Annotated in this window: 11 protein-coding genes and 1 pseudogene; 8 read left to right on the top strand and 4 right to left on the bottom strand. The window is 73.8% G+C overall.

Going from position 1 to position 11,761, the window contains the following annotated elements; genetic code table 11:
• Positions 1-82: 82 nt before the first annotated feature.
• Positions 83-922, bottom strand: a complete 840-nt coding sequence (locus ACQP1S_RS01360; RefSeq protein WP_245722765.1) for a Rieske 2Fe-2S domain-containing protein — start codon at positions 920-922, stop codon at positions 83-85.
• A gap of 453 nt (positions 923-1,375) precedes the next feature.
• Here ACQP1S_RS01360 and ACQP1S_RS01355 point away from each other — a divergent pair.
• The 3 genes and pseudogenes from ACQP1S_RS01355 to ACQP1S_RS01345 form a co-directional block, all read left to right on the top strand.
• Positions 1,376-1,522, top strand: a pseudogene (locus ACQP1S_RS01355) (XRE family transcriptional regulator); the annotation flags it as partial.
• Entirely contained in the window at positions 1,513-1,704 is a 192-nt protein-coding gene (locus tag ACQP1S_RS01350) for a DUF397 domain-containing protein (protein ID WP_432902210.1), read from the top strand. The pseudogene ACQP1S_RS01355 and the gene ACQP1S_RS01350, both read left to right, overlap by 10 nt.
• Before the next feature lie 226 nt (positions 1,705-1,930).
• Entirely contained in the window at positions 1,931-2,686 is a 756-nt protein-coding gene (locus tag ACQP1S_RS01345; protein ID WP_432902208.1) for a crotonase/enoyl-CoA hydratase family protein, read from the top strand.
• A gap of 24 nt (positions 2,687-2,710) precedes the next feature.
• On the opposite strand, the gene ACQP1S_RS01340 is transcribed toward ACQP1S_RS01345, so the two are convergent.
• The 3 genes from ACQP1S_RS01340 to ACQP1S_RS01330 form a co-directional block, all read right to left on the bottom strand.
• Entirely contained in the window at positions 2,711-4,195 is a 1,485-nt protein-coding gene (locus ACQP1S_RS01340; protein ID WP_432902206.1) for a dihydrolipoyl dehydrogenase family protein, read from the bottom strand.
• Between the two features lie 87 nt (positions 4,196-4,282).
• A complete protein-coding gene (locus tag ACQP1S_RS01335) occupies positions 4,283-5,605 on the bottom strand; it encodes a cryptochrome/photolyase family protein (protein WP_432902204.1) in 1,323 nt (440 codons plus the stop codon).
• Positions 5,602-6,513 carry a phytoene/squalene synthase family protein gene (locus ACQP1S_RS01330; RefSeq protein WP_432902202.1) on the bottom strand — a complete coding sequence of 304 codons (912 nt, stop codon included), beginning with the start codon at positions 6,511-6,513 and terminating at the stop codon, positions 5,602-5,604. Before ACQP1S_RS01330 ends, ACQP1S_RS01335 begins: the two co-directional genes overlap by 4 nt.
• Before the next feature lie 64 nt (positions 6,514-6,577).
• On the opposite strand from ACQP1S_RS01330, the gene ACQP1S_RS01325 reads away from it, so the two are divergent.
• The 5 genes from ACQP1S_RS01325 to ACQP1S_RS01305 all read left to right on the top strand — a co-directional run bounded on the left by ACQP1S_RS01325 (position 6,578) and on the right by ACQP1S_RS01305 (position 11,701).
• Positions 6,578-7,732, top strand: a complete 1,155-nt coding sequence (locus ACQP1S_RS01325; protein WP_432902200.1) for a polyprenyl synthetase family protein — start codon at positions 6,578-6,580, stop codon at positions 7,730-7,732.
• 28 nt (positions 7,733-7,760) lie between these two features.
• Positions 7,761-9,242 carry a phytoene desaturase family protein gene (crtI, locus tag ACQP1S_RS01320; protein ID WP_432902199.1) on the top strand — a complete coding sequence of 494 codons (1,482 nt, stop codon included), beginning with the start codon at positions 7,761-7,763 and terminating at the stop codon, positions 9,240-9,242.
• 4 nt (positions 9,243-9,246) lie between these two features.
• Entirely contained in the window at positions 9,247-9,921 is a 675-nt protein-coding gene (gene idi / locus ACQP1S_RS01315) for an isopentenyl-diphosphate Delta-isomerase (RefSeq protein WP_432902197.1), read from the top strand.
• On the top strand, positions 9,911-10,849 hold the full coding sequence (locus tag ACQP1S_RS01310; protein WP_432902195.1) for a MerR family transcriptional regulator: 939 nt from the start codon (positions 9,911-9,913) through the stop codon (positions 10,847-10,849). The genes idi and ACQP1S_RS01310 overlap by 11 nt, the downstream gene beginning before the upstream one ends.
• 63 nt (positions 10,850-10,912) lie before the next feature.
• Positions 10,913-11,701, top strand: coding sequence for a polysaccharide deacetylase family protein (locus tag ACQP1S_RS01305; RefSeq protein WP_432902193.1), 789 nt, complete (start codon positions 10,913-10,915; stop codon positions 11,699-11,701).
• The last annotated feature ends 60 nt before the right edge of the window (positions 11,702-11,761 follow it).

Raw genomic sequence — 11,761 nt, 5'->3', positions numbered from 1 at the left:
TCTCCAATTTGCCGCAAACCTCTTGATCAACGCTTTAGGGCGAGGCGAGGCGAGGCGGGTGGGGCGGGTGGGGCGGGTGGGGTTAGGGGAGGCGGGTCTGGAGGGTGCCGTCGACTATCCGGGTGGGGAGGATCTGCTGGTCGGTGGCGGAGGGGCCGTGCACTACCTCGCCACCGTTGAGTCGGAACGCCGAGCCGTGCCAGGGGCAGACCACACAGGCGTGCCCGTCGATCTCCTGCACCTCACCCTCACCGAGCGGGCCGCTCTGGTGCGGGCAGCGCTCCAACATCACGGTGACCTCGTCGCCGTGCCGGTAGAGGATGACCGAGACGTCGTCCACCTCGCGGGTCACCAGCTTTCGCTGCGGCAGCCCCGCCAGCTCGGCCACCGACTGCCATCCGTCGCTCATCCGGTGCAGTTCGGAGACGCTCTGGCTGACCTGCGCCCCCTGCTTGTACGCCAGATGCCCACCGAGGTACGCCCCGGCGCTCGCCGCACCCAGCCCCAGATAGGCCAGCGCCCGGCCGACGCCGTGTCGGCCGTTCAACCGGGCGGCGAGGGAGCCGGCGTACAGGGTGAGGCCCACGGTGTTGGCGGCGGCGTGGACGAGCCCCACCCGACGCTGGTCCCGGGACAGCTCCGCCCAGTCGTTGAGCCCGGCCACGGCGGCGGGTACCGCGCTCACGGTGCCCAGCGCGACCAGCGTGGTGGCCGCGCGGCGCTGGCCGGGGAGCAGGTCGACCACTGCCGCGCTGATCCAGGCGCCCACCGGCACCTGCACCATCGCGGGGTGCAGCGGGTGGCCCAGAAAGACGCCGTGCAGCAGGTCACGTACCCGCTGCGGGCGGAGGGTCGCCTGGACGGCGCGCTGCAACCGGTCGCCTACCCGGTCCAGCGCGGCGGTCTGTTCGAGTTTCGTCATCAACGCTCGCACGTTCACCGACTTCCCGGCCGAACCGGCGGCAAACCGGGCGGTCGGCACCAATTCGGGTTCCCCGGCTTGATTGACTCAACAGCGGCCAGATAGCGGTATCCACCCAGCCCGGACTCCGCAACATCCCGCCACCAGCGTCCTCCGGCGGCGGACCCGGAGAGACTGCACCGATCAGCGCCGGTACGCGGACGCGGACGCCACCAGCGCCACGATCTCCGGGCCGGGCCGGGCCGGGGCGGGCCGGGGCCGGCCGGGGCGGGCCGGGGCCGGCCGGGGCGGGCGGGTGCCGGCCGGGGCGGGCGGGTGCCGGCCGGGGCGGGCGGGTGCCGGCCGGGGCGGGCGGGTGCCGGGCCGGGGCGGGCTGGGGCGGGCGGGTGCCGGGGTGCCGGTGTCACACCGCGCCGTCCGATCCTCGCGCCCGGGCCCAGCCGAGGAAACGACCTCGACAACCAACTCCAGGGACAGGTAGTTAGCGATCTCGATGACCTCGCGGCCATGATGGCAGCGTGGGAGAACGTGCGCGGCGAAGCGCTGTCCCACTGGCAGTCCGTCGATCTGATCACGAAGGTGGCCCAGACATGGAACTGAACGACGCACGCTGGCGCAAGAGCACCCGCAGCAGCGGCAACGGCGGAAACTGTGTGGAGGTGGCCGCCAACCTGCCCGGAGTCATCGCCGTCCGCGACTCCAAGGACCCCGACGGCCCCACCCTGACCTTCACCCCTGCCGCCTGGCACACCTTCCTCACCCGGATCACCGACCGCCGCTGACCCCGCCCCGCCCGCCGTGCCACCGGGTCGCACCGGCCGGGCCACGTCCCGGCACTACCCGCCCACGGAGATCCCCTCAATGTCGCGCAGATAGCGGTATCAAGCCCCCGGAACCCCGCAACATCGCCCCAACAGCGCCACCCGCAAGCCCGCGCAGCGGGCGGGACGGTCGAGGCGGGACGGTCGAGGGCTGGGCGGTCGGGGCTGGGCGGGGGATGCTGGGGGGATGGCCGTACATGTTTCCCGGGACGGGGCGGTGACCACGGTGATCCTCGACCGGGCGGCGTCGCGCAACGCCGTCGACGGCCCGACCGCGCGGGCGCTCGCCGACGCGTTCCGTGCGTTCGAGGCCGACCCGCAGGCACGGGTGGCGGTGCTGTGGGGCGCGGGCGGCACGTTCTGCGCGGGTGCCGACCTCAAGGCCATCGGCACCCCCAGCGGCAACCGGGTCGAGCCCGACGGCGACGGCCCGATGGGTCCCACCCGGATGTCACTGTCCAAGCCGGTCATCGCGGCGATCTCCGGGTACGCGGTGGCTGGCGGCCTGGAGCTGGCGCTCTGGTGCGATCTGCGGGTCGCCGAGTCGGACGCGGTGCTCGGGGTGTTCTGCCGACGTTGGGGGGTGCCGCTGATCGACGGTGGCACCGTACGGCTGCCCCGGCTCATCGGCCAGGGCCGGGCGATGGACCTGATCCTCACCGGCCGTCCGGTGCCCGCCGACGAGGCGTACGCGATGGGGCTGGTCAACCGGGTGGTCGCGCCGGGTGAGGCACGGGCGGCGGCCGAGCGGCTCGCTGCCGAGATCGCCCACCATCCGCAGACCTGCCTGCGCAACGACCGGGCGTCGGTGCTGGCCGGCGCCGGCCGGCCCGAGCCGGAGGCGCTCGCCACCGAGTTCGCCTACGGGATGGACTCGCTCACGGCCGACGCGCTGGCCGGCGCGGCCCGCTTCACCGCCGGCGCCGGCCGGCACGGCGCATGAACCGCGCCGGCCCGGCGTGGTGGCTCAGCTCAGATCGGTCAGGGCGCTCTGGATGGCCCGGTGGAACGTCGGGTACGCATAGATCATGTGCCGGAGCTGGCTGACCGGGACGGCCGCGTGCACCGCGACGACCAGCGCCGAGAGCACTTCCCCACCGGCCGGGCCGACCGAGGTCGCGCCGATCAGCACCCCCTGGTCGGCGTCGGCGATCACCTTGATGAAGCCGCCCGGCTCGCTCTTGTGGATCCAGCCCCGGGTGGACGACGACAGCTCGGTGAAGCCGACCTGCACGTTGATGCCCCGCTCGCGGGCCTGCCGTTCGGTGAGCCCGACCGCACCCACCTCAGGATCGGTGAAGGTGACCCGGGGCAGCGCCCGGTAGTCGGCGCGGGGGACGGTGCCGGCGGCGCCGCTCGGGCCGGCCGCGCCCATCGACCCCCCGACCGCGCTGGACGCGCCCATCGCACCGCCCACCACGCTGGCGGTGCCACTGGCGTCGGGACCGCCAGCGGCCCGCCGGGCGTGGTCGAGCACGTCGGCGACCACGATCGATGCCTGATACATGGCGATGTGGGTGAACGCGCCCTCGCCGGTCACGTCGCCGACCGCCCAGATCCCGTCGGTGACGTGCATCCGGTCGTCCACCGGCAGGTAGCGCTGGGTGCCGTCCACCCCGACGGTGTCCAACCCCAACTCTTCCAGGTGGGCCCGGCGACCGGTCACCACCAGCAGCTTCTCGGCGCTGAACGACCGGTCACCGGCATACACGGTGAACGTGCCGTCGTCGTGGCCGACGCGTTCGATCCTGACCTCGGTGGCGATCTCCACCCCGTCGGCGCGCAGCGCGGCGGCGGCCACCTCGGACGACTCCGGCTCCTCCAGGGCGAGCACCCGGCCGGACGCCTCCAGCACGGTCACCCCGACCCCGAACCGGGCGAAGACCTGCGCCAGCTCCAGCCCGATCGCGCCGCCCCCGATGATCAGCAGGGTCGCCGGCAGCTCCGTCACCTCGATCGCCTGGTGGTTCGTCCAGTACGGGGTGCCGGCCAGCCCTTCGATCGGCGGGATCGACGGGCGGGTGCCGGTGCCGAGGACGATGCCCCGCCGGGCCTGGAACACCTGCTCACCGACCCGGACCCGACCGGGGCCGTCGAGCCGGCCGCTGCCGCGCAGGAACCGCCCACCCTTACCGGTGAACCGGTCCACCGCGGCCTGGTCGTTCCAGGTGTCGGTGGCCTCCTCCCGGATGCGTTTCGCCACCGGCGCCCAGTCGGCCCGGACCTGCGCCGACCCGGCCAACCCGTCGACCCGTCGGGCCTCGGCCAGGGCGTTCGCCGCCCTGATCATCATCTTGCTGGGGATGCAGCCCCAGTACGGGCACTCCCCGCCGACCAGGTCCCGTTCGACGCCGACGACGGTGAGGCCGGCCTCGGCGAGCCGCCCGGCCACCTCCTCGCCGCCCACGCCGAGCCCGACCACGACCACGTCCACCAGTTCCGGCTCTGCCATCCCGCCAGCATTCCGCACGGCCCCGCCCCCGGCCACCGCTCCACCCCGGAATTCCCGCCCCCGTGCACCGGACCGCCTGCCGGTGGGTCAGCGCAGCCAGACCGGGTCGGTGTCGGGGACCTCCAGCGGCGGCGGGTAGTCGAGGGTGCGGCGCACCTCGGGGGACAGCCGCCACGGCTGGTGCACGGCCTTGCCGGCCACCGCCGCCAGCTCGGGCACCCAGCGGCGGACGTACCCGCCGTCGGGGTCGTAGCGTTCGGCCTGGCGTACCGGGTTGAGTCCCCGGTAGGGGCGGCTGTCGTTGCCGGTGCCGGCCACCCACTGCCAGTTGCCGGAGTTGTTGGGCACGTCCCCGTCGAGCAGCCAGCGGGAGAAGACCCCGAGGCCGGGCCGCCAGTCCAGGCCGAGCACCTTGGTCAGGTAGCCGGCGGTGATCAGCCGGGCCCGGTTGTGCATCCACCCCTCGGCGTGCAGTTGACGCATCCCGGCGTCCACGATCGGCATCCCGGTCCGACCCTCGGTCCATGCGGTCAGCGCCGCCGCGTCGTACCGCCAGTCCTCGGTGGCCCCGCGCCGGTAGGCCTTGGCCGAGATCTCCGGGAAGGCGGCGGTGACCTGGTAGTAGAAGTCCCGCCAGCAGAGCTGCCGGACGAACGGGCTCCCCCGGTCGTCGGCCCGGTTCGCCACCGCCAGCGGGGACAGACAGCCGAACCGCAGGTAGGGGCTGAGCCGGGAGGTCTCGTCGCCGGCCAGGTCGTCGTGGATGTCGTCGTACCGGTGCAGGGTGGGCGACCACTGCGCGAGCCGGCGCTGCCCGACGGCCTCGCCGCCGACCACGGCGTCCGGCGACTCGCCCCTGGGCAGTGCCGGCAGCCGACCGACCGGGACCCCGTCGGGCAGGGTGACCCGCCGGGGCGCGGCCAGTTCGGCCCGCCACTGCACCCCCGACCAGACCCGGTGGTACGGGGTGAAGACCCGGTAGTGGTCGCCGCCGCCGGGCCGCAGCGCCCCCGGCTCGACGATCGTGACGCCGGGGAAGAGCCGCAGGGCGAGCCGGTGCCGGTCACACTCGGCGCGCAGCCGGCGTTCCCGGCGGTGGGCGTAGCGGCTGACGTCGGCGGACAGGCCGATCCCCTCGGCACCCACCTCCCGGGCCACCCGGATCGCCTCGGCCACCGGGTCGCCCCGGCGGATCACCAGGTCACCGCCGAGCCCGCGCAGGGTGTCCCGCAGCGCGGCGAGGCACTGGTGCAGGAACCGGGTGCGGTTGGGCGAGTGGTCGGCCAGCGTCGGGGCGAGGACGTACAGCGGCACCACCCGGTCGAAGGCGGCGCAGGCCGTCGCCAGGGCCGGGTGGTCGTGCACCCGCAGGTCGCGGGTGAACAGCACCACCGCCGTACGGCCGCTCACGTCAGCGCCGGGCCGGGCACCATGACCGGGGTGCCGGTACGGGCGAGCAGCGCCTTCGCCGCCACCGACAGCCGACGCCGCTGGGGCACCACGGCCCGCTGGACGAACACGTCGTAGTCCTGGGCGGCGACCTCGTCGAGGATGCCGCCGTAGAGGGCGTACGCGGTGCGCATGCACGCCTGGGAGGCGGGGGCGAGCAGGGTGATGCCCGGCGCGGCCGCGGCGTAGTGGGCCTGGGCGCGGGTCACCTCGTACTCGATCAGGTCACGGATCCGGTCGGTGCTGCGGCCGGCGGCCTGCGCGGCGCGCAGATCCTCGGGGGTGACGTTGAACTTGGCCAGGTCCTCGTCGGGCAGGTAGGTGCGGCCCCGGTCGAGGTCCTCGGCGACGTCCCGGATGAAGTTGGTCAACTGGAAGGCGAATCCGAGCTGGCGGGCCGGCTCCCGGGCCGCGACCGGGTCGGAGCTGCCGAGGATGGGCAGCATCATGGTGCCGATGACGGCCGCCGAGCCCTCCATGTAGTCGAGCAGGTCGTCATAGGTCGGATACGACAGGACCGTCAGATCCATCGCCATGCTGCGCAGGAACGACGCGAAGTCGGTCCGGTCCAGGTCGAACACGGCGATGGTGTGCAGCACCGCCGGCAGCAGCGGGTCGTCGACCGGCTCGCCGTGCAGGCCGGCGACGAAGCGGGAGCCCCAGGCGTCCAGCCGGGCGGCGCGTTCGGCGGGCGGCAGGTCCTCGGTGCGGTCCACGATCTCGTCGGCGTAGCGGGTGAAGCCGTACAGGGCGTGCACGTGTCGCCGTTTCCATGCGGGAAGCAGCCGGGTGGCGAGATAGTAGGTGCGCCCGTGGTGTCTGTGCAGCTCCTGGCAGCGGGCATAGGCAGCGGTGAGATCGGTGTCCACCGGGCCTCCTCCGATTCGACGCAGCAATCGACGCAACTCGTAACCCTAGGGTACGCTCGCCCCCATGGCCAACGACGCAGTTGCGGGTAATGCGCTCCGCGTCGCGCCGGCACAGCCGGGAGCGACGGACGATCCGGTCCACGGCGTACTTGTCGCTTTCGCCCGTGACCTGGTCAACGACGTCGACGACACGTTGTCGGCGTTCCTCACCCGCGAAGTCGACGCCCTGACCGAGATCGACGCAGCGATGGGCGGCTTCGCCGCGACGGCCCGCGAGTCCGTGCTGGCCGGCGGCAAGCGGGTCCGCCCGACCTTCGCCTACTGGGGCTGGCGTGGCGTGGTGGGCGGCGACGCGCCGCTGCCCACCGTGCTGCCCGCGCTGGCCGCCCTGGAACTGCTGCACACCTTCGCCCTGGTGCACGACGACGTGATGGACGCCTCGGACACCCGCCGTGGCCTGCCCACCGTGCACCGGGCCGCCGCCGCCCGGCACGTCACCGCCGGACACACCGGTGACCCGAGCCGGTTCGGTGAGTCGGTTGCCGTCCTCATCGGCGACCTCTGCCTCGTCTGGGCGGACCGGCTGCTCGCCCACGCCACCGTGCCGCCCGCCCGGCTGCTGGAGGTGCGGCGCTGCTACGACCAGATGCGCATCGAGACCATCGCCGGGCAGTACCTCGACGTGCTCGGCGAGAACGACGCGGCGAACTGGTCGGTGGACCAGGCGCTGCGGGTGGCCCGCTACAAGACGGCCAGCTACACCGTCCAGCGCCCGCTGCTCTTCGGCGCCAGCCTGGCCGGCATCGCGCCCGACGCGCCGCTGATCGCCGCGTACACCCGCTACGGGCTGGCGGTGGGCGAGGCGTTCCAACTCCGCGACGACCTGCTCGGCGTCTACGGCGACCCGGCGGCGACCGGCAAGCCGGCCGGCGACGACCTGCGCACCGGCAAGCCGACCGTGCTGCTGATGCTCGCCCGTCAGCTCGCCACCGGTGGCCAGCGGCGGGCGTTGGAGCGGGCCGGCACCGCCGTCGGCGTCCGCGAGGTGGCCCGGCTGGCCGACATCGTCGCCGACACCGGCGCGGTCGGCCGGGTCGAGCGCATGATCTCCGACCGGGTCGCCGACGCGCTCGCCGCGCTGGGGACCGCGTCGATCGACGAGACGGCGCGCACCGCGCTGACCGGTCTCGCCACCGCCGCCACCACGCGGCGGGCATGATGGGCAACTTCGTGAAGGAGGTGGTCGCGTGCGTACCGTGACGGGACGTACGGACCGGGTGGTGGTCGTGGGCGCGGGCCTGGGCGGGCTGGCGTGCGCGCTGCACCTGGCCGGCAGCGGCCGACAGGTGACCGTGCTGGAACGCGAACCGGTGCCCGGCGGACGGGCCGGTCGGCTCAGCGTCGACGGGTACGAGTTCGACACCGGCCCGACCGTGCTCACCATGCCCGACCTGATCGCCGAGGCGCTCGGTGCGGTCGGCGAGGAGCTGCACGACTGGCTCGACCTGACCCCCATCGACCCCGCCTACCGGGCCTACTACCCGGACGGCTCCACGCTGGACGTGATCACCGACACCACCCGGATGGCGGCCGAGATCTCCCGGGTCTGCGGCCCCCGGGAGGCCGACGGCTACCTGCGGTTCGTCGACTACGCCCGCAACCTGTGGAACTGGGAGCGGGCCGACTTCATCGACCGCAACCTGGACGTCCCGACCGACCTGCTCACCGGCAACCTGCTGAAGCTGCTCGCCAGCGGGGCGTTCCGGCGGCTCCAGACAAAGATCAACCAGTTCTTCTCCGACCCCCGCACCCAGCGGATCTTCTCCTTCCAGGCGATGTACGCCGGACTCTCGCCGCACGACGCGCTGGCCATCTACAGCGTCATCGCGTACCTCGACTCGGTGGCCGGGGTCTACTTCCCGCGCGGCGGTATCCACGCGGTCTCCCGGGGGATGGCCGGCGCGGCCGAGAAGCACGGCGTGCAGATCCGGTACGACACCACGGTCACCCGGGTGGAGACCGCCAACGGCCGGGCCACCGGGGTGGTCACCGCCGACGGTGAGCTGGTCCCGGCCGACGTGGTGGTGCTCAACCCGGACCTGCCGGTCGCCTACCGTGACCTGCTGCCCGAGGGGCGGCAGCGCAGGCTGACCTACTCGCCGTCCTGCGTGGTCCTGCACATCGGATCGACGCAGGGGTATGGGAAGATCGCTCATCACAACATCCACTTCGGGCGGGCCTGGAAGGGCACCTTCGACGAGGTGATCGGGCGCGGTGAGCTGATGAGCGACCCGTCGCTGCTGGTCACCAACCCGAGCCGGACCGACCCGTCGGTCGCCCCGGCCGGGCGGCACACCTACTACGTGCTGGCCCCGGTGCCCAACCTCGACCGGGCCCCGTTCGACTGGCGGGGCGACCTGAGCCGGCGCTACGCCGACCAACTCGTCGCCACGCTGGAGGAGCGCGGGTACGTCGGGTTCGGCGCCGGCATCGAGGTGTTGCGTACGATCACCCCCGCCGAGTGGGAGGAGCAGGGAATGGCTGCCGGTACGCCGTTCGCCGCCGCGCACACCCTCTTCCAGACCGGGCCGTTCCGCCCGTCCAACCTGCACCGGAGCCTGCCCAACGTGGTCTTCACCGGTTCCGGCACCCAGCCCGGTGTGGGCGTGCCGATGGTGCTGATCTCCGGCAAGCTCGCCGCCAACCGCATCACCGGCGCGGGGCGGTGACCGCGTGAAGTCCCGGGAGGGTCACCTCGTCGAGCTGGTCGACGACACCGGCCGGGTGCTCGGTGAGGCCACCGTCGCCGCCGCCCACCAGGCGCCCGGACGGCTGCACCGGGCCTTCTCGGTGCTGCTGGTCGACCCGGACGGCCGGGTCCTCCTGCAACAGCGGGCCCCGGTCAAGACCCGGTTCCCGCTGCGCTGGGCCAACTCGTGCTGCGGGCACCCGCTGCCGGGCGAGTCGCTGGCGGAGGCGGCCAACCGCCGGCTCACCGAGGAGTTGGGCGCCGGGCCGGTGTCGCTGACCGAGGTCGGTGTCTACCTCTACTACGCCGAGGACCCGACCACCGGTCGGGTCGAGTTCGAGTACGACCATGTGCTCCGGGCCGACGTGCCGACCGGGCTCACCCTGCTGCCGGACCCGGACGAGGTGTCCGAGCTGCGCTGGGCCGATCCGACCAGGGTGATGGCCGAGATCGACACCGACCCGCGCAGCTACGCGCCCTGGCTCGGCGGAGTGCTGAGCCGCCTGCTCCGCCCGACCCCGACCGGTCCCACCGCTGACCCCACCCTCGCCACTGCCACCACCGGCCCCACCGCTCCTCCCGGCGCCCACGCCGCCGGGTCCGCCACCCCGTCCGGCCGCCGGGTGGACGACGTGTCGGAGCGGTCGGGTGGTCGATGAGCCGCTGAGCGCGGGGGCCGTGGCACGCCGGCTGGGTGTGGCGGTCACCACCCTGCGTACCTGGCACCAGCGCTACGGCCTCGGCCCCAGCCAGCACGTTCCCGGTCACCACCGGCGCTACACGCCGGCTGACCTGGCCCGCCTGGAGATCATGCGGAAACTCACCGCCGAGGGGGTCACCCCGGCGGAGGCGGCCCGCTGGGCGAAACAGAGTCCCGGTGTCGCGGTGCGGCTGCCGGCCGGGACCGGCCGGGACGGCGGCGGGCAGACCATCCCGGTCGGCCGGGCCGGACCGGCGGCCCGGGGACTGGCCCGCGCCGCCATGCGGCTGGACGCGGCGGTGATCGGCGACACGATCTCGCACGCGCTGGCCACCGACGGGGTGATCGCCACCTGGGAGGGGCTGCTCCGCCCGGTGCTGGCCGGCATCGGTGAGCGGCACGTGGCGACCGCCGGCCTGATCGACGTGGAACACCTGATGTCCCGGTGTGTCTCCGAGGCGTTCGCCGCCGTCGCCCGCTCCGGCCGGGCCGCCGGGCCGGCCCGCATCCTGCTCTCCTGCGCCGACGAGGAGCAGCACACCCTGCCCCTGGAGGCGCTGGCCGCGGCGCTGGCCGAGGCGGGGGTGGCATACCGGATGCTCGGCGCCCGGGTGCCGGTGGCGGCACTGGTCGAGGCGGTCAACCGGACCGGGCCGGCGGCCGTGGTGGTCTGGTCGCACACCCGTCTCACCGCCGATCCGGGGCAGCTCTCCGCCCTGCTCGCGGTGCCCCGCCGGCCGCTGCTGGTGCTCGCCGCCGGGCCGGGGTGGCGGGCCGACACGCTGCCCGCCGGGGTGGTCCGGCCGGTCGATCTGGCCGAGGCGGTGTCACTCGCGCTGGCCGTCCGGGATTCGTTGGACCAGTCGACCGGGGCCGACCGGGCCTGACATATTTCGCTTTCGTGAACTACCGTCGGGGCCGTCCGCGTACCCCCACCCCCCGGAGTGACGATGCGTTCACGCCCCGTCCTGGCGGTTGCCCTGGGTCTGCTCCTGCTGGTCGCCGGTTGTGGCGATCAGCCCCGGCACGTCCGGCCGGCCGCCGCGCCCGTCCCGACGACCTCCGCGCCCGAGCCGACCCACACCCCGGCCGCGACACCGCCGCCGACCAGCAAGCCGAAACCCCGGCTGCGGCCCAAGCCGAAGACGCTCCCCGCCGGGTTGCGGAAGGCGACCGGGGTACGCGCGGTGGCGTTGACCTTCGACGACGGCCCCGACCCGACCTGGACGCCGAGGGTGCTCAACCAGCTCCGGGCGGCCAAGGTGAAGGCGACGTTCTGCGTGGTCGGCACCCAGGTCCGCAAGCACCCGGAGTTGGTGGCCCGGATCGTCCGGGAAGGGCACCAGCTCTGCAACCACAGCTGGCACCACGACGTCGACCTGGGCCGCCGGCCGGTCGCCGAGATCCGGGCCGACCTGGTCCGCACCAACCAGGCCATCACCAAGGCCGTCCCGGGCGCCAAGGTGCCGTTCTACCGTCAGCCCGGCGGCCGGTGGACGCCGGAGGTGGTGGCGGTGGCCAAGGAGCTCGGCATGCGTGCGCTGCACTGGACCGTCGACCCCCAGGACTGGGCGAAGCCCACCACCGGTGTCATCACCGGACGGGTCGAGGGTGCCGCCCGCCCCGGCGCGGTGGTGCTGATGCACGACGGCGGGGGTGACCGGAGCCGCACAGTGGGTGCCGTTCCGCACGTCATCGGCGACCTGAAGCGCCGTTTCGGGATCGCGCCACCTCGCTGAGCTGCTGCTTTGTCCGGCCGCGCCCCGCCGGGCATACCGGTTTGGCCGACCGCCGGGGCA

The organism is Micromonospora matsumotoense, assembly GCF_050951065.1.
In the GTDB taxonomy this organism is placed as follows: Bacteria; Actinomycetota; Actinomycetes; order Mycobacteriales; family Micromonosporaceae; genus Micromonospora; species Micromonospora matsumotoensis.
The sequence above is the reverse complement of the archived record's forward strand: the minus strand, read 5'-3'. Positions and strand labels throughout refer to the sequence as shown.

Excerpts from the sequence above, each read along its gene's own strand:
- ACQP1S_RS01360 (WP_245722765.1), bottom strand. The coding sequence starts at position 922 with ATGACGAAACTCGAACAGACCGCCGCGCTGGACCGGGTAGGCGACCGG.
- ACQP1S_RS01305 (WP_432902193.1), top strand. The coding sequence starts at position 10,913 with ATGCGTTCACGCCCCGTCCTGGCGGTTGCCCTGGGTCTGCTCCTGCTG.
- ACQP1S_RS01345 (WP_432902208.1), top strand. The coding sequence starts at position 1,931 with ATGGCCGTACATGTTTCCCGGGACGGGGCGGTGACCACGGTGATCCTC.
- ACQP1S_RS01350 (WP_432902210.1), top strand. The coding sequence starts at position 1,513 with ATGGAACTGAACGACGCACGCTGGCGCAAGAGCACCCGCAGCAGCGGC.
- ACQP1S_RS01340 (WP_432902206.1), bottom strand. The coding sequence starts at position 4,195 with ATGGCAGAGCCGGAACTGGTGGACGTGGTCGTGGTCGGGCTCGGCGTG.
- ACQP1S_RS01325 (WP_432902200.1), top strand. The coding sequence starts at position 6,578 with ATGGCCAACGACGCAGTTGCGGGTAATGCGCTCCGCGTCGCGCCGGCA.